The sequence below is a fragment of the Actinophytocola sp. genome, assembly GCF_035942955.1.
Taxonomy (GTDB): domain Bacteria; phylum Actinomycetota; class Actinomycetes; order Mycobacteriales; family Pseudonocardiaceae; genus DASYTH01.
This window is the reverse complement of the sequence record NZ_DASZCQ010000106.1, coordinates 15,760-40,187: the sequence shown is the minus strand read 5'-3', so window position 1 is coordinate 40,187 and position 24,428 is coordinate 15,760. Positions and strand designations below refer to the sequence as shown.

The following is a 24,428-nucleotide window of genomic DNA, read 5'->3' as shown; positions in this document are numbered from 1 at the left end:
AGAATGCTGGTACAACCCGAAACGGAGACACTCCAGTATCGGAATGCACAGCCCCATCACGTTTGAAGCCCTCCACACCGGGTCAGACCAAGATCACTGACCCCACACCCGACGTGTCCGGCCAACGGGGCCAAGCTCATGGTTCATCGGGGGTCGCCTCCGGCTAGGTGGGGGCGGAGGCGGGTGAGGGCTTGAGTGGTGCTCTCGGCTCGGTGGAGGGCGGCTTGGACGGTGGCGATCGAGTTGGGGTTGAGGCGGTAGTAGCGGCGGCGTGGGCGGCCTTCGGTGTGGGTGTCGATGTTTTCCCAATGGCTGACTAGCCATCCGAACTTCTCCAGCCGGGCGAGGAGGGGGTGGATGGTGCCGGAGGGGAGGCCCGCGGCCGCGCAGAGTTCCAGGCCGTAGAGCTCGCGGGTGGGGTCGGCCATGAGGGTGCGCAGGACCAGCTGGGTGGGCAGGGTCATGCGGGGTTCGGCGGGCATGCAAGAACTCTAGATAGGCCCTAGGTAGAGTTCAAGTATGTCGGTGATGTTGATCACTCGATCGGGTGAAGGTGGGGTCGGGGGACTGCCGATCAAGGCGGAGGGGGACATAGCGTGCGCGCTGAGTTTGTGGGGGACGGGTGTCGCGCCTGGTGGTAGCGGTTCGATCACTTGATGTGCCTAATGGCTCGCTCAACTGGGAAGGGAAGGTCTCACTGTCCGTGTAACGGGGGCGGGGACCTGAGCGAATGAGGTATCGCAGCGGCGGCTTGGCCAGCGAAGTCCGATTCGTTGACTGACAAGCCAAAGGATTGTGTCTGGGCCTCCGGGGACGCCCGACGGTGAAGCATGCCCGAAATGGTTGAACACTAAGGGTAAAACACGATGAGTCATCAGGTCGGGTCCCCGCGTCGAAGATCGACGAGCTCGTCCGGTTCCGGCGGCGCGGAACCGGAAGAGCTGTACACGGCAGGGGAATCGACTCCGCCGGTGGCCGCATGGGAGCCGCGGTACCGGCGTTCGGTGATCGCCAGCGACGTGCTGTGCACGCTCCTGTCGGTGATCGTGGTGGGTGGCCTGGTGGCGGCCAACACCGGCATGTCAGGGGGGAAGACGGTCGTCATGGGCGCGGTCACGGCGCTGGTCGTGCTGTGCTCGCTGGGGATGAACCGGGCCTGGAACCTGGTGGTGCTCGGGCAGGGCGCGGAGGAGTTCGGGCGGCTCGGGCGCGGGCTGTTCGCCGCCGACGTCGCGCTGGGCCTCGCCGGGCTGGCGTTCAGCATCACGACGATGCGGCCATGGGTGTTCCTCGTGGTCCCGGCGATCGCCACGACCGCGCTGCCGATGAGGTACGTGCTGCGGCGGCTGCTGCACCGGGCGCGCAGCGACGGGCGCTGCCTGCTGCCGGTGCTGGCGGCGGGGAGCCCGCACACGGTCCGGGACCTGATCGAGCGGACCCGGATCAACTCGCACATCGGGTGGCGGGTGGACGCGGTCTGCACGGCCGACGGGCTGGGCAACGCGGCCGGCGAGCTGGACGGGGTGCCGGTCGTCGGGGAGCTCGACGAGCTGGCTGAGCACGTCCGCCGGGGCGGGTACCGGATCGTGGCGATCACGGCGGACCCGTACTGGACGCCGCGGCGGCTGCAGCAGCTGGCGTGGAAGCTCGAGGGCAGCGGCGCGGAGATGGTCGTGGCGCCGACGCTGATGGAGGTGGCCGGGCCGCGGCTGCACGTCAGCGGGGTGCTGGGGATGCCGCTGCTGCGGGTCAGCGCGCCGGCGTTCACCGGGGCGCGGCGGGTGGTCAAGGACATCGTCGACCGGATCGGCGCGGCGGTGCTGCTCCTGCTGATCGCCCCACTGCTGATCTTCGTGAGCCTGGCCATCGTGATCGACAGCCGCGGGCCGGTGTTCTACCGGCAGCGCCGGGTCGGCAAGGACGGCCAGGAGTTCACCATCGTCAAGTTCCGCACCATGATCAAGAACGCGGACCAGCTGCTGGCCGGGCTCACCGAGCTGAACGAGGGCGCCGGCCTGCTGTTCAAGATGCGCCGCGATCCGCGGATCACCCGGGTCGGCGGCGTCCTGCGGCGGTACTCGATCGACGAGCTGCCGCAGCTGTTCAACGTGCTCAGCGGCTCGATGTCGCTGGTAGGGCCGCGGCCGCCGCTGCCGGAGGAGACCGCGAAGTACGAGCCGGACGTCCGGCGCCGGCTGCTGGTCAAGCCCGGCGTTACCGGCCTGTGGCAGGTCAGTGGGCGCAGTGACCTCTCCTGGGAGGAAGCGGTCCGGCTCGACCTGCGCTACGTGGAGGACTGGTCGCTCGCGCTGGACGCGGTGATCTTGTGGAAGACGTTCCGGGCGGTCCTGTCCGGCGAGGGGGCGTACTGATGACGACATGCCGGTTGTGCGGCTCGACGAGCCTGGCGAGCGTGGTCGACCTCGGCGCGACGCCGCCGTGTGAGCGGGTGCTGACCGCCGAGCAGCTCGACGAGCCGGAGCAGACCTTCCCGCTGCACCTGCGGGTCTGCACGGCCTGCTGGCTGGCCCAGCTGCCGCCGCTGATCACCCCGGAGGACACGTTCACCGAGTACGCCTACTTCTCGTCGTACTCCAGCTCCTGGGTGCGGCACGCGCGGGACTTCGTGGCCGGCGCGATCGGGCGGCTCGGCCTCGGCGCGGACTCCTTCGTGGTGGAGGTGGCCAGCAACGACGGCTACCTGCTGCAGCATGTGGTGACCGCGGGGATCCGGTGCCTCGGCGTCGAGCCGTCGGTCAACGTCGGCAAGGCCGCACGGGACAAGGGCGTCCCGACCGTCACCGCGTTCCTCGGCCCGGAGACCGGCGCCGCGGTCCGCGCCACGCACGGGCCGGCCGACCTGGTGGTGGCCAACAACGTCTACGCGCACATCCCGGACGTCGTCGGGTTCACCGAGGGGCTGCGCGCCCTGGTCGCCGACGACGGGTGGGTGTCGATCGAGGTGCAGCACCTGCACACGCTGGTGGAGCAGAACCAGTACGACACGATCTACCACGAGCACTTCCAGTACTACACGGTGGCATCGGCCCAGCGCGCGCTGGCCGGCGGCGGACTGTCCCTTGTGGACGTCGAGCTGCTCGACACGCACGGCGGGTCCATCCGGCTGTGGGCGCGGCCGGAGGAGCTGGGTGATCAGCCGCACCAGCGGGTCGCCGACGTGCTCGCCATGGAGAAGTCCGCCGGCCTGCACGAGCTGGTCGGCTACGCCGACTTCGCCCGGCGGGTCGCCACCGTGCGCCAGGACCTGCTGAAGTTCCTGATCGGCGCGGCCCGGCGGGGCAAGCTGGTGGTCGGGTACGGCGCCCCCGGCAAGGGCAACACGCTGCTCAACCACTGCGGCATCCGGACCGACCTGCTCGCATACACGGTGGACCGCAACCCGTACAAGCACGGCAAGTTCACGCCCGGCATGCGCATCCCGATCCTGCCGCCCGAGCGGATCGCCCAGGACCGGCCGGACTACGTGCTGGTGCTGCCATGGAACCTGCGCGACGAGCTGATCGAGCAACTGTCCTATGTGGGCGAATGGGGTGGCCAGCTGGTCTTCCCCATTCCTCGGCTGGAGGTCGTGGAGCCGTGAAGGTCGTGCTGTTCTGCGGCGGGTACGGGACGCGGATGCGCACCGGCACTCCGGGCGACGTGCCCAAGCCCATGCAGATGGTCGGTCCGCGGCCGCTGATCTGGCACGTGATGCGCTACTACGCCCACTTCGGACACAAGGAGTTCATCCTGTGCCTGGGCTACGGCGCGCACCACATCAGGAACTTCTTCCTTGACTACCGGGAGACCGAGTCCAACGACTTCGTGCTGCGCAAGGGGGACGTGGAGCTGCTGGCCGCCGACATCGCCGACTGGACGATCTCGTTCGTGCAGACCGGGATCGAGTCGCCGATCGGCGAGCGGCTGCGCCGGGTTCGCGACCACCTCGACGGCGACGAGCTGTTCCTGGCCAACTACGCCGACGTGCTCACCGACGCGCCGCTGCCGGAGATCATCGACCGGTTCGCGCGCACCGACGCCGGCGCCTCGATGATGGTCGTGCCCCCGCCGGGCACGTTCCACTGCGTGGACCTCGGCGAGTCCGGGATGGTCGGCGGCATCACGCCGGTCGACCAGATGCCGCTGTGGGTCAACGGCGGGTACTTCGTGCTGCGCCAGGAGGTCTTCGACCACATCCCGGAGAACGGCGACCTGGTGGCCGACGGCTGCGCCGAGCTGGCCAAGCGCGGCCGGCTGCTCGCGTACCCGTACCGTGGTTACTGGCGGCCGACCGACACGGTCAAGGAGCGGGTGGCGCTGGACGAGGCGTACTCGAGGGGCGAGAAGCCGTGGGCCCTATGGGAGAGCCGATGATCACGTTGTGGCCGTCGCCGCCGGGGCGGATCGCCGCGCTGGGGGCGCACTGCGACGACATCGCGATCGGCGCCGGCGGCACGCTGTTCACGATCTGCGCGGCCAACCCGGGCCTGCGGGTGGACGCGCTGGTGCTCTCCGGCGGCGGCACCGAGCGCGCCGACGAGGAGCACGCGGCGCTGACCGCCTTCTGTCCCGGTGCGGATCTGCACCTGACCGTGCTGAAGATTCCGGACGGGCGGCTGCCAGCGCACTGGGACGAGGCCAAGGCCGCGCTCGAGGAGTTGCGCGCGCAGACCGGCCCGGATCTGCTGCTGGCGCCCAACAGGCTCGACGCCCACCAAGACCACCGCGGCCTCGCCGAGCTGGTGCCCACGGCCTTCCGCGACCACCTGACGCTGGGCTACGAAATCGTCAAGTGGGACGGCGACCTCGGCCGGCCGTCGGCCTACCAGCCGCTGACCACGGAGCTGGCCGAGACGAAGGTCGCACTGCTGCAACAGCATTACCCGTCGCAGCGACACCGTCCTTGGTACGACCGGGAAGCGTTCCTCGGCCTGGCCCGGATCCGCGGCATCGAGTGCGGCGCCCGGTACGCCGAGGCGTTCCACGTCGCCAAGGTCGTCCTTGACCTGGCTGGAGGTTGAGTCGGATGCGTGTGCTGGTGACCGGGCACCAAGGGTATCTGGGCACGGTGATGGTGCCGGTGCTGGTCGAGGCCGGGCACGAGGTGGTCGGCCTGGACTCCGGGCTGTTCGCCGGGTGCGTGCTCGGCCCGCCGCCGGCCGATCCGCCGGGCCACCTGGTTGACCTGCGGGACGTTCCGTCGGCCGCACTGTCCGGAGTGGACGCCGTGGTGCATCTCGCCGCGCTGTCCAACGATCCGCTCGGCTCGCTCGCGCCGGAGCTGACCTACGACGTCAACCACCACGCGTCGGTGCGGCTGGCCCGGCTGGCAAGGGACGCCGGGGTGCGCCGGTTCCTGTACGCGTCCACCTGCTCGGTGTACGGCACATCCGGGGCCGACGAGCTGGTCGACGAGGACGCCCCGCTGCGCCCGGTGACCCCGTACGCGGAGTCCAAGGTCCGGGTCGAGGCCGACCTGGTCGACCTCGCCGACGACGACTTCACCCCGGTGTCGCTGCGCAACGCCACCGCGTTCGGCTTCTCCTCGCGGCTGCGCGCGGACATCGTGCTGAACAACCTGGTCGCCCACGCGTTCCTCAACGGCGAGGCCAGGGTGCTGTCCGACGGCAGCCCGTGGCGGCCGCTCGTGCACGCAAGGGACATCGCGGCCGCGTTCGCCGCGACCCTCGTCGCGCCCCGGGAAGCGGTGCACGCCAAGGCGTTCAACGTCGGGTGGGAGCAGAACAACCTGACCGTGGCGCAGATCGCCAACGAGGTGGTCGAGGTCGTGCCGGGCGCCCGGCTGGTGATCACCGGCGAGAGCGGGCCGGACCCGCGCTCCTACCGGGTCGACTTCTCCCGGATCCGGGCCGCGGTGCCGGACTTCCACGCGGCGTGGACGGTCAAGGCCGGAGCGGTGGAGCTCGCCGAGGCGTACCAACGGTTCGGCCTCACCCAGCAGGACTTCGAGCGGCGCTTCACCCGGCTGGCGCACCTGTCCGACCGCCGCGAGGCAGGCACGCTCGACGACACGCTGCGGCCCGTGGACCCGCAGCGGTGAGCGGAGCGAACCATCGAGCACTGCCCTGCCGCCGAGGAACGAGGCGGCAGGGTCGCCGTCATCGAGCTTGCGAGGGGACGGAATGAGCACCGACCTCGGCCGGGAGATGCACGCACTGGTCGAACGGCTCTATCCGTTGTGCCGCAGCATCACCGGCGACGGCGTACGGTCTACATTGGATATTGTCGGGGAGCTGATCCCGCTCACCGTGCACGAGGTGCCGACCGGGACGCAGGTGTTCGACTGGACCGTTCCGCGCGAGTGGAACATCCGCGACGCCTACATCGCCGACTCCTCCGGCGCCCGGGTGGTCGACTTCCGCGCGTCGAACCTGCACGTGGTCGGCTACAGCACGCCGGTCGACACCACGATGACCCTCGACGAGCTGCGGCCGCACCTGCACACCCTGCCCGAGCAGCCGGACCTGATCCCGTACCGGACCAGCTACTACGAGCCGGACTGGGGGTTCTGCCTCGCACAGTCCACCTTGGACTCCCTGCCCGACGGCAGGTACCGGGTCGTGATCGACTCGACGCTGGCCGACGGGCACCTCACCTACGCCGAGCACGTGGTGCCCGGCCGGGTCGCCGACGAGGTGCTGGTGTCCTGCCACGTCTGCCATCCGTCGCTGGCCAACGACAATCTGGCCGGCGTCGCGGTGGCCAGCGCCCTTGCTCGCCGGCTGGCCGGCGCGAATCCCCGGTACACGTACCGGTTCCTGTTCATCCCGGGCACGATCGGCTCGATCACCTGGCTGGCGCGCAACCACGAGCGGGTCGGCCGGATCCGGCACGGCCTGGTACTGGCCTGCGCCGGCGACCCGGGATCGTTGACCTACAAGCGAAGCCGGCGCGGGGACGCCGAGATCGACCGCGTGGTCGCGCACGTGCTGGCCGCGTCCGGCCGGCCCCACCGGATCGTGGACTTCTCGCCGTACGGCTACGACGAGCGGCAGTTCTGCTCGCCCGGGTTCAACCTCGGTGTCGGCTGCCTGACCAGAACCCCGTATGCCGGCTATCCCGAGTACCACACCTCGGCCGACACCCCGGACTTCGTGACGCCGGAAGCGATGGCCGACACGCTGGAGACCGTGTGGGAGGTCGTCGGCGTGCTCGAGGGCAACCGGCACTACGTCAACCTCAGCCCGTACGGCGAGCCACAGCTGGGAAAGCGCGGACTCTACGAATCTCTTGGCGGCCGCAGTGATACCAAACAGGCCCAACTCGCGATGCTGTGGGTGTTGAACCTCTCCGACGGCGACCACAGCCTGCTGGACATCGCCGAGCGGTCCGGCCTTCCGTTCGCGGCGGTCGCGGCCGCGGCGGATGCCTTGCACGACGCCGATCTACTGAAGGAGTGACCGGGGATGACGCTCAACCTCCGGGTCGGTGACTGGGTGGAAGTGCTCAGTGAGGCCGAGATCCTGGCCACGCTGGACGAGCGGGGCGAGCTGGACAACCTGCCCTTCATGCCGGAGATGGTGAAGTACTGCGGGCAGCGGCTCACCGTGCACAAGGTTGCGCACAAGCTGTGCGACACCGTGTCCGGCAAGGGTGGCCTGCGCCGGATGACCAACGCCGTGCACCTGACCGGGGCCCGCTGCGACGGGTCGGCGCACGGCGGCTGCCAGACCGCGTGCTCGATGTACTGGAAGGAAAGCTGGCTGCGCAAGGTCGACGGCCCGGCGCCGGCCAGGTCCGACGACCTCGCGGACGGTCGGCCACTGCTCAAGCTGGTCGAGCTCAACGCCCGCAAGGCGCCGGGCGAGGACGGCGAGGAGCGGTTCTCCTGCCAGGCGACCGAGTTGCTCCGGGCCGCGCCGACCTGCCTGCCGTTCAAGGACTTCGGCCAGTACGTGCAGGACGTGCGGACCGGCAACGCCGGCGTTCTGGCCACCCTGCGGGCGATCTGGGCCGGGCTGTTCAACCACTTCCAGTACCTGTCCAGGAAGGTGCTGCCGCGCAAGCTGTGGATCAAGGATGGCCTGTCGTGGGGCTTCGTGCGGGGCCGGGTCACCGGCCGCACCCCGACCGGCGCGCTGAACCTGCAGCCGGGTGAGCTGGTCCGGATCAAGCCCAAGGCCGAGATCGAGGCCACTTTGGACGAAAACCGGCTCAACCGGGGCATGGGCTTCGAGGAGGAGATGGCCCGCTACTGCGGCACGACCGCCCGCGTGCTCAACCGCGTCGACCGGTGCATCGACGAGAAGACCGGCCGGATGCTCACCATGAAGAGCCCGTGCATCGTGCTGGAAGGTGTCGTGTGCGCGGGCGCCTACAAGGGAAACTGCCCGCGGGAGTTCGTCCCGTTCTGGCGCGAGATCTGGCTGGAGCGGGTATGAACCCGACGAAGGAGCTGGTGTCGATCTGCCTTCCGGTGCGCAACGGCGCCGACCGGATCGAGGAGGTCGTCTGGTCGGTGCTCGCGCAGGACCACGAGCGCATCGAGCTGGTGATCTCCGACAACGCCTCCACCGACGGCACCGAGGAGGTCTGCCGCGAGCTGGCCAGGTCCGACCCGCGGATCGTCTATCATCGCCACGCGGTGAACGTGGGGCTGCTCAACAACTTCGTGGGGGCCATGCGGCTGTCCAAGGGCACGTTCTTCCGCTGGGTCGGCGACGACGACTGGCTGGCCCCGGACTGCGTGTCCCGCGGCCTGGCCGCGTTCGCCGAGGACGAGCGCCGCATCCTGGTCACCACCACGGTCGCCTACACCGGCCCGGACGGCATCACCCGCACCGACGACCGCTACGACGGGGTGCGGCTCGCGTCGGCCGACCCGATCGTCCGGTTCACCGAGATCCTCCGCCTGCTCAACGAGAGCGCGCTGCTCGTCGACCCGCTCTACGGGCTGGTCCGCCGCGACCCGGTGGCCGCCATCCCGCGCCGCAACATGCTCAAGGAGGACGAGGTCTTCGCCACCAAGCTGGCCCTTGCCGGTCCGTGGGGGCACGTGCCGGAGGTGCTGGCCCACCGCAACACCCGCACCGAGCGCATGGCCGACATCGCCCGCCGCCTCGGCGTCCCGTCCTGGCAGTCCCACCTGGCCAGCACCCTGCAGGTCCGCGAGATCCTGCGCTGGCTCCCGCACGCCGGCCTCACCCCCGACCAGCTCCGCCAGGCTCGCACCGCGGTCGCCAAGATGTATCTGCGCCGCCAGCGCCGCACCTACGCCCACCGCAGCCGCAAACTCGCCCGCCTGGCCGCCGGCCTGGTGCGGTAGCCGGCGTATCCCCCCTTCGCGCAGCCCCACCCGGCAACCCGACTTCTGAAGCACGGCCAAGGCGGTGCACCCGAAGGCGCCCCGCGGTGCCGGAAACGACGGCCGCGCCGCGCTGCGCGCGCAGCGCCCACCGCAGCCGCAAGCTCGGCCGGATCGCCGCCGGCCCGGTGCGCTAGTTCGGGCAGGGGATCGGGCCCGCGGTGCCGGTGATCTTGTAGTTGGCGTCGATCGTCACGGCGGTGTTGTCGGACCACTGGTCGATCTCACCGCACAGACCCTCCACATGGGCCGGTCCGTAGGTCCACGTTCCCTTGACGACCCGGTTGCCGGTGACGACCCAGGCGGCGCCGGGTTGGGGCCAGAGGAACAGGGAGTAGACGCCGCCCATGATGAGGTTGTTGGTGATGCGGGCGCCCCGGGTGCCGCCGTTGGTGTTGGAGTGGACGTAGATCGGGGCGTTGTAGCCGATTTTGAGGTCGCAGACGCCGTTGGTCGGGATGCGGCCGCCGCACTGGTCCACGGTGTTGTGGTCGAACACGAGGTTGCCGGACGCGGGGTAGTCCTGGATGCCGTCGGAGTGCGTGGACGGGTCGTTGGTGCACAGCTTGATATAGCTGTCGCGGACCGTGACGTTCGGGGCGCTGGCGCGGATGCCGTCGCCGAAGCCGCGGATGTGCACGCGTTCGACGGTGAAGTTCCCGGTGCCGATCGCGGTGCCGGTGCTCTTGCAGGTCTCCGTGCCGACCGTGGAGTCGCGGACGGTGAACGGGAACGCACCGTCCACATCGGCCGAGTCGTCGTAGTTGATGATCTGGCCGTCGATCTGCGAGTTGCGGATCACCACGCCGTTGGCCCGGACGAGCAGGTCGCCGGTGACGTGCAGGCCGTCGATCACCGCACCGGGATCGGTGACGAACAGGTTGCCGCCGTGCGTGCGCAGCGCGGTGCCGGCCGGCACCCCGGTGCAGGCCGCGGACGGGAAGCCGCCGCACCGGCCGGGCCCCGGTTGCGGCGCGGGGCCCGGCTTGGTGGCCGGCGGCACGGTCGTCGCCGAGGTCGGGGCCGGCATCGTCACCGAGGTCGGGACGGCCGAGGTCGTGGTCGGGACGGCCGAGCTCGACGCGCTGGGCGACGGCAGCGCCGTGCCGGGCAGCTCGCAGGCCGCAAGGGCGATACCGAGCAGGACGACACCGACCACGTGACGACCAGCCATCGAAACCTCTCGTCCGGGTGAGCGGAGCTTGGCGGAGCGAACCATCGAACACGGGTTCAAGGCCACTTCGGACCGTCGCGACACTAGCCTGGCCGGAGTTGATAACGAAATGGTGTACTTCGAATTAAGCCGGATGGCCTAATGAATGTTGAGGGGCCTCATTCAAGCGGAAATTTTCCGACCGGAATCTGCGACCCGAATGTGCGGACGGTAACGCCGGCCGGGGCGCTCGCGACCTCCTGCGGGAGGGGATCGAATGGGTGCGTCGGTAGGGAGGGCGGGTCGGGATGGCTGACGTCGGCCTGTCGTCCGGAATGCGCTGGAGCGGAATCTCGGTGGTGGGCCGGGAAGGGTCGCGGATCGTGTTCACGATCGCGCTGGCCCGGTTGGTCGGCCCCGAGGCGTTCGGCATCGTCGCCCAGGCCGTGGTCTACATCGGGATCGTGGGCTTGCTGCTCGACCAGGGGTTCTCCAGCGCGCTGATCCAGCGTCCGAAGGTCGAGCCGGGCATGCCCGGCGCGGTCGTGTCGGTCAACCTGGCGGTCGGGGCGGTGCTCACCCTCGTCACGCTGGCCGTCGCTCCGCTGTGGGCCGACTTCATGGCCACGCCGGAGCTGACCTGGGTGCTGGCCGCGCTCGCGCCGAGCCTGCTGATCCGGGCGGCGTCGATCACCCCACGGGCCCTGCTGCTCCGCACGATGGACTTCCGCAGGATCGGGATCGCCGACATCGCCTCGGCGCTGGTCGGCGGCGTGCTCGGCGTCCTGGCCGCCGTGCTCGGGGCCAGCTACTGGGCCCTGGTCGTGCAGCTGGTCTCGACGGACGTCGTGCTGGTGCTCGTCATGCTCATGGTGGGCGCGGGGAGCCGGCCCAACCTGCGGATGGGCCTGGTGCGCGCGATCGCCGGCTTCTCCTGGCGCGCGTTCGCCGCCGGACTGCTGATCAACTCGGTGTCCCGCAACGTCGACAAGCTGCTGGTCGGCCGGTTCCAGGGCCCGGAGGCGCTGGCCTTCTACGGCCTGGCCTACCGGCTGCTCCTGCTCCCGGTCCAACTGGTCAGCCAGACGATCGGGGCGGTGCTGTTCCCGGCGTTCTCCCGGCTCGCCGACGATCTGGCGGCGCTGCGGGCGGAGCTGGAGCGCGCGACAAGGGCCCTTGCCGCGCTCGCCCTGCCGGCCATGGCGCTGGTGGCCGCCGCCGCCCCGCAGCTGGTGCCGCTGCTGTTTGGTCCACAGTGGACGCCGGCAACGCCGATCGTGCAGGTCCTTGCGATGGCCGGGGCGGTGCAGACGATCTACCACCCGTCCACGACGCCGCTGGTCCTCGGGCTGGGGCAGGCCGCGCTCAACCTGCGCTACGCCTGGCTGACGGCCGGCGTCGCGCTCGCCGGCGTCGTGGCCGGCCTGCCGTTCGGCGCGTTCGGCGTGGCCGTGGGCTACACCGCGGCCACGGCCCTGCTCGTCCCGGTCGAGTGGCTGATCCGGCGCCACCTGCTCGGCATGAGCCTGCGCGGGCAGGCCGCGACGCTCGCGCCGGGCGTGCACCTGGCGGCCTGGGTGGCGGGAGCCTACCTGCTCGTCGCCGTGGCCATCCCCGGCAACGACCTGCTCGTCCTCGCGCTCGGGTTGCCGGTCGCGGCCGCCGCGGGCCTCGCGGTGCTGCGCCTCGTGCACCGGCAACAGCTGGCCGAGCTGGTCCACATGGCCAACCGGGTCGTCGGGCGCGAATCCACAGTGGACAGCGCGGTCTAGTGCCTGCCAACGGAACCTCAGGGGACCGTGACGGCACCCAGCCACAATCAACCCGACGACCGCACCATTCGCTGCAACGGAACGACAGCGGTTAGTTCCGGAGCGGCGAAACAGTGGCGGCGTCGACCACCGGGCGCATCCGGCGCTGCCAGGAGACCTCCTCGAGGAACCGCAGCCGCCGCTCCTCGGTCGCCCTGCCGAGCGCGATGGCCATGGCCAGCCCCGCCGCCCAGTCGTCGCGCGGGACGATGACCACCCGGTCGTCGTCGACGCCGTGCACGGGCGGGGTGTCGACGGAGACCACCGGCAGCCCGGCGGCCAGGTACTCGTACAGCTTGAGCGGGGACATCGCGCGGATGCCGGCCTGGTCCCGGTGCGGGATGAGCCCGACGTCGCACGCCCGCACGGTCGCGGCCAGCTCGGCCTGGCCCACGCTGCCGAACACGTGCACGTTGTCCAGCGAACGCAGCCAGCGGATGGTGTCGGGGTCGCCGGGGTGGCCCATCATGATCACCGAACCGACCGCGGCCGCGGTGGCCTCGACCAGGCGCCGCTCGAGGCGGTCGTCGACGGTGCCGGTGTAGATGGCGCGGGGTCCCGGCAGCGCCGCGATCCGCGCCGGTGCGGGGTGGCGTGGCCGCCAGACGTCGGGGTCGACGCCGTTGGGAACGACCGTGACCCGGGGCGAGATGCGCGCGGCGAGCTCGTCGGACACCGCGAAGATGGCCGCCTTGCGCTCGTCGATCCGTTGGTACGCCTCGCGGTAGAGGTCCCACCACGGGCGAACGCCCTCGCCGGTCGCCCAGTCGTCCTGTCCGAAGTAGACGATCGGGCCGATCCACGGCGCGTCGCAGAACGCGGCGACGAACGGGTGGTAGGTGACCAGCGCGGCCGACTCCGGCCGGGGCCGCCGCTCGCCGCGGGCCCTGGCCAGCGCGCGCCCGAGCAGCGCGCCGTACGCCCGGTAGGAGCGCTCCACGGTGGCCAGCTCGGTGGCCTCGACCGTGCGCACCCGGTGCGGTCTTACCCGGACCGCGTCCCGCCCGGCCACGGTCAGCGGCTCGGTCAGCCGGATCGGCCGGCGCCGCGCGGCCGACGCCAGGTAGGACCGCCACGAGTCGGCCACCAGCAGCCGGCCGACCCGCTCGTCGCGCGCCAGTGCCAGCAGCGTCTGGTCCGGGGGCCGGCAGAACTCCCGGTTGACCGCATCCTCGAACATCTCGACCGAGAACGTGAAGACGACGTCCGTCATGTGGCACTCCTCCGGCTCTCCGCTGAAAGATCGGACCGGCCGGGATCGCTGTTACCTTGCTACGGAATGTGAGTTTTGAACGGGCGACCAGCCATTCCGTAACGCCATCCGGTGCTCCCACGAAGCAGCTCATGTCCACTTCGGATCGCCTCTGACATGCGCAGACGGGTGGACAATCAACGGGCTGAACGGCGGTTCAGTTCGGAGTTCCCGGGTCGTGAGCGGAGTACGTAGAGTGACAGTCCGAAAGTGGGCAGCCCTGGTCCTCGTGGTGTCCCTGACCGTCGCGGGCATGCTGATCGCGTCGCCGAGCCACGCGGCGCCGCCGCCGGACTTCCAGACCTCGCTCATCGTGGGCGACGGGCTGGACCAGGCATCCGGGTTCGAGATCGCGCCGGACGGCCGGATCTTCATCCTGGAGCGCGGCGGGAAGATCAAGGTGGTCAAGAACGGCCAGCTGCTGCCGACTCCGTTCGCCGACCTGCCGTCCCAGACGACCGGCGACCGCGGTCTGATCGGCATCGCGTTCGACCCCGGGTTCGGCATCACCAACCACTACGTCTACTTCTACTACTGCGGGGAAGACCTGCTGAACCACCTGGTCCGGTTCAGCGCGGCCGAGGACGTCGGCACCGACGGTCCGTACCAGCTGTTCCAGACCCAGTCGCCGTCCCACCTGCTGCACGTCGGCGGCAGCATCGGGTTCGGCCCGGACGGGAAGCTGTACTTCGCGGTCGGCGACAACGGCGACGGGGAGAACGCGCAGAACCTGAGCAACCCGCACGGCAAGATCCTGCGGATCAACTCCGACGGGACCATCCCGGCGGACAACCCGTTCTATGGCCAGCCCGGCAAGCTCGACGCCATCTGGGCCTACGGGTTCCGCAACCCGTGGCGGTTCCAGTTCGACCCGTCGACCGGGGAGATGTACGGCGGCGACGTCGGCAACTACACCTGGGAGGAGCTCAACCACATCGTCCGGGCCGGCAACTACGGCTGGCCGCGCGCCGAGGGTCCGTGCACATCGGACTGTGCGGGGTACATCGACCCGATCCACGCCTGGAACCACGACGGAAGCAGCTCGTCGGTCACCGGCGGCCCGGTCTACCGGGGCGGCATGTTCCCCGCCGAGTACCAGGGCAGCCTGTTCTTCGGCGACTACGCGCAGGGGTGGATCAAGCGGGCGGTGCTCGACGCCAACGGCGCCGTCGCCTCGGTGCACGACTTCGACCCGCAGGCCGGCGCCGTCACCGATCTGAAGGTCGCGCCGGACGGCTCGCTGTACTACGTCACCTACTGGCCGGCGGCGCTGTACCGGGTCACCTACAACACCGCCTCGCACGTGCCGGTCGCGTCCTCGTCGGCGGACGTGACCAAGGGCGTCGACCCGCTGACCGTGCACTTCTCCAGCGCGGGCAGCAACGACCCGGACGGCGACCCGCTGAGCTTCGGTTGGGACTTCGGCGACGGCACCACCAGCACCGAGCCCGACCCCACCAAGACCTATCCGGACACCGGCGTGTACACCGCCCGGCTCACGGTGACCGCGGCCGGGGAGTCGAGCATCGCGCAGCCGATCGTGGTCCAGGTCGGGGTGCCGCCGACGCTGACCGTCGCGGCGCCGACCGAGGGCCAGCTCTACCGGGCCGGCGAGACGATCAACTACACCGCGTTCGCCACCGACGGGGCCGGCTTCGACCTCAACGACGCCGGGATCAAGACCACGGTCCGGCTGCGCCACGGCACCCATTACCACCCGTTCGTCGGCCCGCTGACCGGCAGGGCGGGCTCGTTCACCATCCCCGCCACCGGCGAGGCCTCCGCCGACACCGGCTACGAGCTCACCGTGACCGCGACCGACGCCAACGGGCTGGCTACGTCGAAGGTGATCACCATCCGGCCGCGCAAGGCCGACCTGACCTTCGCCACCTCCCCGCCCGGGGTGCCGCTGCAGCTCGACGGCGTCCCGATCGCCGGCCCGCACACCGTCGAGGGCGTCGCCGGATTCCAGCGCCTGCTGGCCGCCCCCGCGCACGCCGTCGCCGCCGACGGGACCCCGCTGCAGTTCGCCGGCTGGTCCGACGGCGGCACGATCCGGCACACCATCACCTCGCCGGACGTGAGCACCACCTACACCGCGACCTACGTGCCGGACACGGCGTTCACCGGGCAGTACTACGACAACATCAACCTGGCCGGAACGCCGGTGCTGACCAGGCAGGACGCCAAGGTCGACTTCGGCTGGGGGGAGAGCGCGCCGGAGGCGGGCATGCCGCAGAACAGCTTCTCCGTGCGCTGGACCAAGAAGCAGTGGTTCGGGTCGGGCCGGTACCGGTTCGCCGCGGTCGCCGACGACGGCGTCCGGCTCTACATCGACAACCAGCGGGTGATCGACCACTGGTACGGCCCGGCGAACGTCGAGCATGAGCACACCGCCGACCTCGGCGAGGGCCTGCACACCATCAGGTTCGAGTTCCTCGAGTACGGCGGCGCCGCGACGGCCCGGTTGACCTGGGACAGCACCGTGGACCAGCCGGAGGCGTCGTACCGCGCCGAGTACTGGAACCTGGGCGCCATCTCCGGGCCGCCGACGATCTCCGGCGGGGCGCCCGACCTGGTCCGCTCCGAGCCGGTGGTCGACCACGACTGGGGGTCGGGCTCGCCCGACCCGAGCATCGGGGTCAACCTGTTCGCCGCCCGCTGGACCAGGAACCTCAACCTGGCGCCCGGCCGGTACGCGTTCACCACCACCGCCGACGACGGCGTGCGGCTGTCCATCGACGGCGCGCGGGTGATCGACGACTGGGTCGACCAGGCGCCCACGACGCACACCGTGACGCTGCCGATGGACGGCGCGCCGCACAAGCTGGTGCTTGAGTACTACGAGCACGGGGCGGGCGCGGTGGCCCGGCTGGGCTTCCATAAGGTCGGCGATCTCCCCGACCCGCCGGCGTACCGGGCCGAGTACTGGAACAACCCGGGTTTCGGTGTGCCGCAGGGCATCCCGGCCACTCCGGCGGAGCTGATCCGCACCGACGAGGCGATCGACTTCAACTGGTTCGACGGCTCGCCGGCGCCGGTGATCCACCAGAACGACTTCATCGCCAGGTGGACCCGGACCGATGTGCTGTCCGCCGGCACCTACCGGTTCAGCGGCGTCACCGACGACGGGATCCGGGTGTTCGTCGACGACGTGCCGGTGGTCTCCAGCTGGGCGGCGCAGCACGCCACGTTCAGCGTGGACAAGGTGCTCACCGCGGGGCCGCACGCGATCCGGGTGGAGTACTTCGAGGCCGGCGGCGACGCGACGGCGATCGCGACGTACGCCCGGATCGGGGACGTCCAGCCCGAGGACGGGCCGTTCACCGCCCAGTACCACGCCAACCGCGATCTGGCCGGGCCGCCCGCGCTGACCAGGCAGGACCTGCAGATCGACTTCGACTGGGGCGGCGGATCGCCCGGCGACGGGGTCCCGGCGGACAACTTCTCCGCGCGCTGGACCAAGTCCGTGACCGTGCCGGCCGGCAACTACAGGTTCACCACCACGACCGACGACGGCGTTCGGCTGTTCGTGGACGGCACGCTGGTGATCGACAGGTGGCTGTTCCAGGGCACGACCACCTACACCGCGGTGGTCGCCCTGACCGAGGGCGTGCACCAGATCGTCATGGAGTACTTCGAGGCCGGCAGCGGCGCGGTGGCGCGGTTCGGCTTCGCCCCGACCGAGGAGTCACCGCCGCCGCCTCCGCCGCCGAGCGACCCGTTCACCGCGCAGTACTATGCCAACCCGATGCTGGAAGGCGTCCCGGTGCTGATCCGGGTGGACGCCGTGGTCGACTTCGACTGGGGCCAGGCCGGCTCGCCGGATCCCGCCGTGCCGGTCGACTTCTTCTCGGCGCGGTGGAAGCGAACCAAGGACTACGCGGCCGGCCGGTACCGGTTCACCGTGACCGGTGACGACGGCATTCGGCTGCTCGTCGACGGCGTTCAGGTCATCGACGGCTGGCACGACCAGTGGCCGACCACCTACACCGCCGACGTCGAGCTGTCGGCCGGTCCGCACACGGTCGCCATCGAGTACTACGACAAGACCGGCGGCGCGATCGCGCGCTACTCCGAAGTCAAGCTGTAAGGCCGAATGCTACTGAGAGTGATGACGATGGCGGGCGACCGTTAGGGTAAACTGGGCTGGTCGCGGCCGTACGGACGACTGAAACCACCCGATCGTTGTAACGGTGTGTTCCCAACTCGCGATACCCCAGCCACAGGCGTCGGGATGATCGCGGTGTTCGGAGCGTGATTAGAGGGTCGAGGGCACATGGACTTCTGGAAAGCCATCCTCGGCCTCATCCGCCGAAAGTACGTCGGCCTTCCGATCCTCATCGCGGCGATCGCGATGGCGGCCATGGCGTTCCTGCTCAGCCCGAACCGCTACACGTCGAGCACCATGCTCGTGCTCACCACGCCGACCTCCGGCGGGACCCTGTCGCAGGACCCGAGCAAGCCGGCCGGCCTGACCAACCCGCTGCTCAACTTCGACGACGGCCTCAAGACCACCTCCGCGATCCTGATCCAGGCGATGAACACCCCCGAGGTGGCCCGCGACCTCGGCGCGGCCGGCGGCCCGAGCAAGCTCACCATCAACGACGGCAGCGGCAACCCCGAGCTGTTCGGCGTCAACGGCCCGTTCGTGTTCATCGAGGGCGAGAGCACCTCGGCCGATGAGGCCCGCGCCCTCGTCGAGCGGGCCCAGCAGCGGGTGCGCGACGAGCTGCTCAACCGGCAGAAGGCGCTCAACGCGCCACCGAGCACCTACATCACGATGACCGACGTCGTGGCCCCGTCAGCCCCGGAGATCCAGCGCGGCGAGCAGCTCCAGATCGCGGTGGCCGCCCTCGTGCTCACCCTCGTCACCGGCCTGGCCGGCGCCTACGGGGCGGAGCGCGTCCTCGCCGCCCGCCGCCGTCGCCCGCCACCCCTGACCGACGCCGCGCCGCCCGACCCCGACGTCAACCCCGTCGATCCGGCCACCGTCCGCTTCGCCCCGGTGTCCAGCTCGAACGGCACCCCGCCGAAGGTGAACGGCTCCGGCGTCTCCGACCGTGTCCGCAGCCGCTAGGCCCTAGCGCGACTATCGAAACTGCGCCCGGGGTCAAACTGCGCTGAGGTCGACCGATCTTTGGCGAGGGCGGCCGCCGCACGACGACCAGGGCAGGGCGAGGAACGAGCCCCTGCCCGCAGGCGTCGTCAGCCGACCACCAACGACACCCCACCACCCACCCCGGCCCGCAACCACCCACCCAACCCAACCCCCGGCCGCTCGCCGAAGGCGACCGGCGGCCTTGCCCGAGCTAACAAGCACAGCCTTGCCCGAGCTAGAAAACACAGCCCGAGCTAATAAGTACCGTCCTGCGCCACGATCTCCGCGCACCGGCGGATCGCCGCCCGGCGGACCTCGTGCGGCGTCCCGGAGTTGCCGGCGATCATCATCCCGATCGCCTCGGGCTTGAGGTTGTCGGCGAAGGCGAGCGCGGCCTCGAGGTCGAGCGGGGTCTGCTCGTAGTAGGTGTGGCAGAGCGTGGCGTCGGTCGGTGGGCGCGCCACGTCGCGGCCCTCGTCGACGAACACGCCGTAGACGATGAACTCGGAGATGTGCAGCCGGGACGTGAACGCGTCCAGCCAGTGCCGGCCGGTCACGTCGGTGATCCGCTGCTGCATCGCGCGCACCACGGGCGGATCCCACACGCCGATCGCGCTGACGTAGTCGGGCAGCGGCGGGGCCGTCGGCGGCGGCAGGCCGAGCAGGTCGCGGGCCACCTGGTGCCAGAGCACGTGCCGCCGCATGCCGCCGTGGATGGCGCCCTCGGCCCGGTACAGGTACGGCCGGCCGTCGACCCGCAGGCGCTCCTCGGTGGTCGGGCGCACCAGCACCGAGTCGGAGTCGGCGATCAGGACGACGTCGGCGTCGATCGTGGCCGCCGCGGCGATCTTGGCCGCCTGCTGCATGACCCAGCCGCGGACCGGTGGCCATGGACGCTTGGCGTTGAGCCAGATTCCGGGTGGAAACCGGACGTAGCGGCGGGGCAGCAGCTCGGGGTGGGTCCAGATGCGGCAGCGGCGGCTCTCGTAGCGGGCGAAGGTGGACCGGTGCAGGGCCGGAACGATCAGATGGTGCACGGTGTCGTCCGGCGTGAACTCGAGAACGGAGCGGTGCAGATCGGCGAACAGCGGGGCGTCCGGCCGCCAGGTGGGCGTGATCACCGCGAGCATCGCGCCTCCGCCAAGGCAGGAAAGCTCGCGCGCGGCTCGGTCATCGGTCGCTCGTCTCGTGAATCGCCCATATCGCCCATAACGAGGGCCATTGTCAACGGTATCGGTCAGCCGGGCGACCCGTTACCTGCCGCTGTTCTTCTCACCCGATCGATACCCGACGTGACAACCGATCAGGCGATCGCACCGCCAGCCACCTCGGCGCAGCGCCGGATGGCCGCCTGCCGGACGTCGTGCGGCGTGCCCGACTTGGCGGAGATCATCATGCCGACCGCCTCGGCGCCCAGCCCGTCGGCGAAGGCCAGCGCCGCCGCGGTGTCCAGCGGCGTGGTGTCCCAGTAGTTGTGGCAGATCGTGGTGTCACCCGGCCAGACCGATCCGGGCCCGGCCAGGATCTCGTCGACGAACACCCCGTAGATGATGAACTCGGAGATCTGCAGCTGGGCGGTGCACACGTCCATCCAGTGCCGGCCGGTCACCTCGGTGATCCGCCGCTGGATGGCGCGCACGACCGCGGGGCTCCAGACGTTGAGCGAGCTGACGTAGTCCGGCAGCGGCGGTGGCGGCGCCGGCGGCAGCCCGAGCAGGCGGCGGGCCACCTGGTGCCACCTGACGTGGTCGGCCATCCCGTCGTGCACGGCGCCCGGCAGGCGGTACAGCCGCAGCCGGCCGTCCGTGGTGAACGTCGCCGCACTGATGTCCCGCACCAGCACGACGTCGGAGTCGGCGATGAGCACGACGTCGGCGTCGAGCCGCTCGGCGACCGCGAGCTTGATGGCCTGCTGCAGGACCCAGCCGCGCACCGGAGGCCACGGCCGCCTGAGGTTGACCCGCAGGCCGGACCGGGGCAGCTTCACGTACCGGCGCGGCAGCAGCTCCGATTCGGTCCACACGCGACAGCGGGGCCCGGAGAACCCCGCGAACAGGCTCAGATCGGAGTCCGGCACGATCGCGTGGTGCACCACCTGCGGCCCGGTGTGTCGCAGCACCGACCGGTGCAGGTCCGCGAACAGCTCCGCGTCGGGTCCGAAGCTTGGTGTGACGACGGCCAGCTCAGTCATGTTCCAGCAGCTCCACTGTTGCGCCAGATCAAGGTCGCTGGCGGGGTTCGCACTCGTCCTCGGTATCGGGATGCCGCAGGTCTGAGTTACGGTCGGCGGTAACGCCGTGCCGTTCCCGCGGCGATGCACAGTCCGTATGGACTTCTGGCAGACGATCCTGGTGGTGTTCCGGCGGTGGTACGTGGCGCTGCCGGCGTTTCTGCTGTCCATCCTGCTGGCGCTGGCCGTCTACTCGTCCGTGCCCAAGGTGTACAACTCCACGTCGGTGCTGGTGCTGACGCTGCCGGCGACCGGGGCGAGCCAGCCGGCCGACCCGGACCGGCCGCGCGACCAGACCAACCCGCTGCTGAACTTCGACAAGGGCCTGTCCACCTCGGCGGCGATCCTCATCGAGGCGCTGCGCGACCCGGAGATCGCCGCGGAGCTGGGCGTCCCGCCGGGCGGCGACACCTGGTTCGAGGTCGGCAACGGCAGCAGCAACCCGGAGCTGCTGATCACCGGGCCGTTCCTGTTCATCCAGGGCAACAGCGCCACCCCGGAGGGCGCGCGGGACATCGTGGGCAAGGTCGCCGAGCGCGCCCGGGTCGAGCTGGCCAACCGGCAGAAAGAGGTGAACGCGCCGGCGTCCACCTACATCACCGCGGTCGAGGTCGTCCCGCCGACGATGCCGGCGGCCCACGGCGGAAGCCGGATCCGGGCCGGGGCGGCCGCCGGCGCCCTCGGCATCCTGGCCGGCCTGGCCGCGACCTTCGGTTTCGAAAGCGCGATGAACGCCCGCCGCCGGCGCCGGCGGGCGCCCGACGAGCCGGCCGGGTCGGCCGTGCTCGAGCGTGTGGGCTGAGGTCGCCATGACCGACTTCCTCAGCCCACCCCGGCAGCGGGCCGACGGCGCCACGCTGGCCGTGCTGTTCGTGGTGGCCCTGCTGGTGATCCCGGCCCGGCTGGTGCTGCGCGGCGTCCCGCTGGCGCTCACCCCGGCCAGCGTGATCGCGATGCTGGTCGGCCTCGTGTGGCTGTGCGCGCAGTTCACCACGACGCTGGGGGTCGCCAAGGGCCGCAACGTCGTGCGCACCGGCCTGTTCTGCTACGCGGCCGCGCTGCTGGCGACGTACGGGTACTCGACGTTCGGCTACCTGCCGGCCGACGAGCTGAGCCTGGCCGATCACGCCATCGTGCTGCTGATCGCGGTGGTGGGCCTGGCGCTCGGCGTCTGCGACGGGGTGCGCGGCGCGGACCGGATGGACTTCGTGCTCAAGGCCGTCGTGGTCTGCGGCGCGATCTCCGCGACGGTCGGGATCGTCCAGTTCCTGTTCAACCTCGACCTGACCCAGTTCCTCAAGCTGCCGATGCTGCGCTACGAGTCCGGGGAGACGCTGATCGAGGTCGAGCGCAACGGGCTGCGCCGGGTGGGTGGCACGATGGGCCACCCGATCGAGTTCGGTGTCGTGCTGGCCATGATCCTGCCGCTGGCCGCGCACTACGGGTTCCAGGCGCGCGAGCGGTCCCGGCCCGCGCTGCGGTGGTGGGTGTGCGCCGGGCTGATCGCCACCGGCCTGATGTTCTCCGCCTCCCGGTCGGCGATGGTCGGCATCGGCGGCGTCGCCATCGTGCTGCTGATCGGCTGGCCGGCCCGGCGGCGGGTGCGGGCGCTGCTGATCGCCGCCGGGTTCCTGGTGCTGATGAAGCTGGCGGTGCCCGGGCTGATCACCAACATGATCAACCTGTTCGCCAACGCCGGCACCGACGACAGCGTGAAGTGGCGGACCTGGGACTACCCCGCGGCCACGACGGAGATCCTGCGGCACCTGTGGTTCGGCCGCGGGTACGGCACCTGGTACGCGCCGAAGCACCAGGTGTTCGACAACCAGTACATCCTGACCATGGTCGAGGGCGGCGTGATCGGCATGGCCGCGTTCGTCGCGGTGTTCGCCTGCGGCATCTACGCCGCGATCCGGTTCCGCTACCTGTCCGACGACCGCAGCCGGCGCGACCTCGGCCTGACCATCGCGGCCAGCCTGGTCGTCCCGCTGCTGGGGAGTGCCACGTTCGACCTGGTCGCCTTCAAGACCGCGGAGGGGTTGTCGTTCCTGCTGATCGGGGCGGCCGGCGCGCTGCTGCGGATCACCGCGGCAGAGCGTGCCGCAGCGCCGCCCACGAGCCGGCCGCGGAGTCCCGCTCGCTGATCACGCTCACCGGCAGCGGCCAGGCGATGCCGAGATCGGGATCGTCGTACCGGACCGCGATGTCCTCGCTCGGGTCGTGCTCCCGGTCGATCCGGTAGCACACGTCCGCGGGCTCGGTCAGCGCCTGGAACCCGTGCAGCAGCCCTGGCGGGACGTACAGCTGCGCGAAGCGCTCGTCATCCAGCCGGATCGCGATGTGCTTGCCGAACGTCGGCGAGGACGGGCGGGCGTCGACCAGCACGTCGTGCACGGCGCCGCGGGCGCACCGCACCAGCTTCGCCTCGCCCCGGCCGGACCGGCCGTGCAGCCCGCGGATCGTGCCCTTGCGCGAGCGGGACTGGCTGTCCTGCACGAAGGCGTCGGGGTCGAGGCCGGCGGCGCGGGCGGCGGTCGCGTCGAAGGTCCGGGTGAACAGGCCGCGCGCGTCCCGGCTCGGCGTGGGGAGGAACAGCAGCACCCCGTCGAGGTCGGTCCGCTCCACTCTCATGGGCTCATCGTCCCGGCGTACCACGCGACCGTGCGCCGCAGGCCCTCCTCGAGGCTGGTCGTCGGCCGCCAGCCGAGCACCGCGGCGGCCGGGCGTGGGTCGGCCACCTGCGCGTGGTCAAGCGGGCGGTCGGAGATCGCGCCGAACCGCGGCTGCCCGCCGCCGCCGACGATCCGGGCAAGCAGCTCCACGGTGTCACGAATGGACACCTGGGCGCCCGAGCCGATGTCGAGCACCTGCCCGGCGGCCTTGTCGGTGTCGGCCGCCGCGAGGAACGCGTCCACCACGTCGTCGACGTAGACCCAGTCGACCAGCCGGGTGCCGCTGGACAGCTCGGGATCCTGCCCGCGCAGCAAGGAAAGCGTGGCGTACGGGATCAGCTTCGCGGTGTCCGGCTGGGCCGGCCCGTAGACCATGGCCACCCGCAGCACGGTCACCGCCACGTCCCACAGCCGGTGGTACATCCGCGCGTACCCGGTCGCGGCCGACTTGGCGGCGGCGTACGGCGAGGGCGGCGTCGCCTCGGCCCCGCGCGTCTCCTCCACCGAACCGGCCAGCACCAGCCGGATGCCCGGACTGTCCACGGCGGCGGTGAGCAGGTTGACCGCGGCGGTCAGGTTGGCGTCCAGCACCGGCCGGACGAGCTTGGGGTCCCGGGCCCCGGTGACGGCGCTGGCCAGGTGGAACACCACGTCCGGCGCTGTCGATCGGATCAGCTCGGCGGTCGCCGCGGCCTCGGCCAGATCGGCCACGTGCCAGGTCGGCCCGGCTCGGTTGTCCGGCCGCCGGCTCACCGCGTGCACGTCCGCGCCGAGGTTGATCAATCGGGAGGTCAGGTGCGCGCCGATGAACCCGGTCGCGCCGGTCACCAGCGCCCGCAGCTCGCGCCAGTGTCGGGGAGATGCCACACCCCTTCATCTCGCCG

The 24,428-nt window shown here is 70.8% G+C and carries 20 protein-coding genes; 13 read left to right on the top strand and 7 right to left on the bottom strand.

Annotation, left to right across the window (positions count from 1 at the left end):
- Nucleotides 1-143: 143 nt before the first annotated feature.
- On the bottom strand, nucleotides 144-482 hold the full coding sequence (locus tag VGX25_RS10810) for a PadR family transcriptional regulator (RefSeq protein WP_326917514.1): 339 nt from the start codon (nucleotides 480-482) through the stop codon (nucleotides 144-146).
- Nucleotides 483-866: 384 nt separating this feature from the next.
- On the opposite strand from VGX25_RS10810, the gene VGX25_RS10805 reads away from it, so the two are divergent.
- From VGX25_RS10805 to VGX25_RS10770, 8 genes are all read left to right on the top strand, one after another.
- Nucleotides 867-2,372, top strand: a complete 1,506-nt coding sequence (locus tag VGX25_RS10805) for a sugar transferase (RefSeq protein WP_414635758.1) — start codon at nucleotides 867-869, stop codon at nucleotides 2,370-2,372.
- Nucleotides 2,372-3,601, top strand: coding sequence for a class I SAM-dependent methyltransferase (locus tag VGX25_RS10800; RefSeq protein ID WP_326917513.1), 1,230 nt, complete (start codon nucleotides 2,372-2,374; stop codon nucleotides 3,599-3,601). Before VGX25_RS10805 ends, VGX25_RS10800 begins: the two co-directional genes overlap by 1 nt.
- The gene (locus VGX25_RS10795; RefSeq protein ID WP_326917512.1) at nucleotides 3,598-4,374 is read left to right on the top strand and encodes a sugar phosphate nucleotidyltransferase; all 777 of its coding nucleotides are present in this window, start codon (nucleotides 3,598-3,600) and stop codon (nucleotides 4,372-4,374) included. Before VGX25_RS10800 ends, VGX25_RS10795 begins: the two co-directional genes overlap by 4 nt.
- On the top strand, nucleotides 4,371-5,021 hold the full coding sequence (locus VGX25_RS10790) for a PIG-L deacetylase family protein (protein ID WP_326917511.1): 651 nt from the start codon (nucleotides 4,371-4,373) through the stop codon (nucleotides 5,019-5,021). The genes VGX25_RS10795 and VGX25_RS10790 overlap by 4 nt, the downstream gene beginning before the upstream one ends.
- Before the next feature lie 5 nt (nucleotides 5,022-5,026).
- Complete coding sequence (locus tag VGX25_RS10785) at nucleotides 5,027-6,061, top strand: SDR family oxidoreductase (protein ID WP_326917510.1); 1,035 nt, start codon at nucleotides 5,027-5,029, stop codon at nucleotides 6,059-6,061.
- An 82-nt stretch (nucleotides 6,062-6,143) separates the two neighbouring features.
- Nucleotides 6,144-7,421, top strand: coding sequence for a DUF4910 domain-containing protein (locus VGX25_RS10780; protein ID WP_326917509.1), 1,278 nt, complete (start codon nucleotides 6,144-6,146; stop codon nucleotides 7,419-7,421).
- Nucleotides 7,422-7,427: 6 nt separating this feature from the next.
- On the top strand, nucleotides 7,428-8,402 hold the full coding sequence (locus tag VGX25_RS10775; RefSeq protein ID WP_326917508.1) for a hypothetical protein: 975 nt from the start codon (nucleotides 7,428-7,430) through the stop codon (nucleotides 8,400-8,402).
- Nucleotides 8,399-9,286 carry a glycosyltransferase family 2 protein gene (locus tag VGX25_RS10770; protein WP_326917507.1) on the top strand — a complete coding sequence of 296 codons (888 nt, stop codon included), beginning with the start codon at nucleotides 8,399-8,401 and terminating at the stop codon, nucleotides 9,284-9,286. Before VGX25_RS10775 ends, VGX25_RS10770 begins: the two co-directional genes overlap by 4 nt.
- A gap of 172 nt (nucleotides 9,287-9,458) precedes the next feature.
- On the opposite strand, the gene VGX25_RS10765 is transcribed toward VGX25_RS10770, so the two are convergent.
- On the bottom strand, nucleotides 9,459-10,499 hold the full coding sequence (locus tag VGX25_RS10765; RefSeq protein WP_326917506.1) for a hypothetical protein: 1,041 nt from the start codon (nucleotides 10,497-10,499) through the stop codon (nucleotides 9,459-9,461).
- Between the two features lie 287 nt (nucleotides 10,500-10,786).
- Between VGX25_RS10765 and VGX25_RS10760 the strand changes: the two genes are divergently transcribed.
- The gene (locus VGX25_RS10760) at nucleotides 10,787-12,250 is read left to right on the top strand and encodes a lipopolysaccharide biosynthesis protein (protein WP_326917505.1); all 1,464 of its coding nucleotides are present in this window, start codon (nucleotides 10,787-10,789) and stop codon (nucleotides 12,248-12,250) included.
- A gap of 91 nt (nucleotides 12,251-12,341) precedes the next feature.
- Here the strand turns inward: VGX25_RS10760 and VGX25_RS10755 are convergent, their stop codons facing one another.
- The gene (locus tag VGX25_RS10755; protein ID WP_326917504.1) at nucleotides 12,342-13,502 is read right to left on the bottom strand and encodes a glycosyltransferase; all 1,161 of its coding nucleotides are present in this window, start codon (nucleotides 13,500-13,502) and stop codon (nucleotides 12,342-12,344) included.
- Between the two features lie 235 nt (nucleotides 13,503-13,737).
- On the opposite strand from VGX25_RS10755, the gene VGX25_RS10750 reads away from it, so the two are divergent.
- The gene (locus VGX25_RS10750; protein WP_326917503.1) at nucleotides 13,738-17,634 is read left to right on the top strand and encodes a PA14 domain-containing protein; all 3,897 of its coding nucleotides are present in this window, start codon (nucleotides 13,738-13,740) and stop codon (nucleotides 17,632-17,634) included.
- 186 nt (nucleotides 17,635-17,820) lie between these two features.
- On the top strand, nucleotides 17,821-18,621 hold the full coding sequence (locus VGX25_RS10745; protein WP_326917502.1) for a hypothetical protein: 801 nt from the start codon (nucleotides 17,821-17,823) through the stop codon (nucleotides 18,619-18,621).
- Between the two features lie 275 nt (nucleotides 18,622-18,896).
- Here VGX25_RS10745 and VGX25_RS10740 read toward each other — a convergent pair whose 3' ends face one another.
- A complete protein-coding gene (locus tag VGX25_RS10740) occupies nucleotides 18,897-19,772 on the bottom strand; it encodes a DUF6492 family protein (RefSeq protein WP_326917501.1) in 876 nt (291 codons plus the stop codon).
- A 173-nt stretch (nucleotides 19,773-19,945) separates the two neighbouring features.
- Nucleotides 19,946-20,833, bottom strand: coding sequence for a DUF6492 family protein (locus tag VGX25_RS10735; protein ID WP_326917500.1), 888 nt, complete (start codon nucleotides 20,831-20,833; stop codon nucleotides 19,946-19,948).
- Nucleotides 20,834-20,969: 136 nt separating this feature from the next.
- Here VGX25_RS10735 and VGX25_RS10730 point away from each other — a divergent pair, with 136 nt between their 5' ends.
- Complete coding sequence (locus VGX25_RS10730) at nucleotides 20,970-21,674, top strand: hypothetical protein (protein WP_326917499.1); 705 nt, start codon at nucleotides 20,970-20,972, stop codon at nucleotides 21,672-21,674.
- A gap of 7 nt (nucleotides 21,675-21,681) precedes the next feature.
- Entirely contained in the window at nucleotides 21,682-23,016 is a 1,335-nt protein-coding gene (locus tag VGX25_RS10725) for an O-antigen ligase family protein (RefSeq protein ID WP_326917498.1), read from the top strand.
- Here the strand turns inward: VGX25_RS10725 and VGX25_RS10720 are convergent.
- Nucleotides 22,955-23,503 (bottom strand): dTDP-4-dehydrorhamnose 3,5-epimerase family protein, encoded by a 549-nt coding sequence (locus VGX25_RS10720; RefSeq protein WP_326917497.1) that lies wholly within the window; start codon nucleotides 23,501-23,503, stop codon nucleotides 22,955-22,957. The two genes, VGX25_RS10725 and VGX25_RS10720, sit on opposite strands and share 62 nt — an antisense overlap.
- Entirely contained in the window at nucleotides 23,500-24,411 is a 912-nt protein-coding gene (locus VGX25_RS10715; RefSeq protein WP_326917496.1) for an NAD-dependent epimerase/dehydratase family protein, read from the bottom strand. The genes VGX25_RS10720 and VGX25_RS10715 overlap by 4 nt, the downstream gene beginning before the upstream one ends.
- Nucleotides 24,412-24,428 lie beyond the last annotated feature (17 nt).

Excerpts from the sequence above, each read along its gene's own strand:
- VGX25_RS10810 (WP_326917514.1), bottom strand. The coding sequence starts at position 482 with ATGCCCGCCGAACCCCGCATGACCCTGCCCACCCAGCTGGTCCTGCGC.
- VGX25_RS10805 (WP_414635758.1), top strand. The coding sequence starts at position 867 with ATGAGTCATCAGGTCGGGTCCCCGCGTCGAAGATCGACGAGCTCGTCC.
- VGX25_RS10800 (WP_326917513.1), top strand. The coding sequence starts at position 2,372 with ATGACGACATGCCGGTTGTGCGGCTCGACGAGCCTGGCGAGCGTGGTC.
- VGX25_RS10790 (WP_326917511.1), top strand. The coding sequence starts at position 4,371 with ATGATCACGTTGTGGCCGTCGCCGCCGGGGCGGATCGCCGCGCTGGGG.
- VGX25_RS10785 (WP_326917510.1), top strand. The coding sequence starts at position 5,027 with ATGCGTGTGCTGGTGACCGGGCACCAAGGGTATCTGGGCACGGTGATG.
- VGX25_RS10780 (WP_326917509.1), top strand. The coding sequence starts at position 6,144 with ATGAGCACCGACCTCGGCCGGGAGATGCACGCACTGGTCGAACGGCTC.
- VGX25_RS10775 (WP_326917508.1), top strand. The coding sequence starts at position 7,428 with ATGACGCTCAACCTCCGGGTCGGTGACTGGGTGGAAGTGCTCAGTGAG.
- VGX25_RS10770 (WP_326917507.1), top strand. The coding sequence starts at position 8,399 with ATGAACCCGACGAAGGAGCTGGTGTCGATCTGCCTTCCGGTGCGCAAC.
- VGX25_RS10765 (WP_326917506.1), bottom strand. The coding sequence starts at position 10,499 with ATGGCTGGTCGTCACGTGGTCGGTGTCGTCCTGCTCGGTATCGCCCTT.
- VGX25_RS10760 (WP_326917505.1), top strand. The coding sequence starts at position 10,787 with ATGGCTGACGTCGGCCTGTCGTCCGGAATGCGCTGGAGCGGAATCTCG.
- VGX25_RS10755 (WP_326917504.1), bottom strand. The coding sequence starts at position 13,502 with ATGACGGACGTCGTCTTCACGTTCTCGGTCGAGATGTTCGAGGATGCG.
- VGX25_RS10745 (WP_326917502.1), top strand. The coding sequence starts at position 17,821 with ATGGACTTCTGGAAAGCCATCCTCGGCCTCATCCGCCGAAAGTACGTC.
- VGX25_RS10740 (WP_326917501.1), bottom strand. The coding sequence starts at position 19,772 with ATGCTCGCGGTGATCACGCCCACCTGGCGGCCGGACGCCCCGCTGTTC.
- VGX25_RS10735 (WP_326917500.1), bottom strand. The coding sequence starts at position 20,833 with ATGACTGAGCTGGCCGTCGTCACACCAAGCTTCGGACCCGACGCGGAG.
- VGX25_RS10730 (WP_326917499.1), top strand. The coding sequence starts at position 20,970 with ATGGACTTCTGGCAGACGATCCTGGTGGTGTTCCGGCGGTGGTACGTG.
- VGX25_RS10725 (WP_326917498.1), top strand. The coding sequence starts at position 21,682 with ATGACCGACTTCCTCAGCCCACCCCGGCAGCGGGCCGACGGCGCCACG.
- VGX25_RS10720 (WP_326917497.1), bottom strand. The coding sequence starts at position 23,503 with ATGAGAGTGGAGCGGACCGACCTCGACGGGGTGCTGCTGTTCCTCCCC.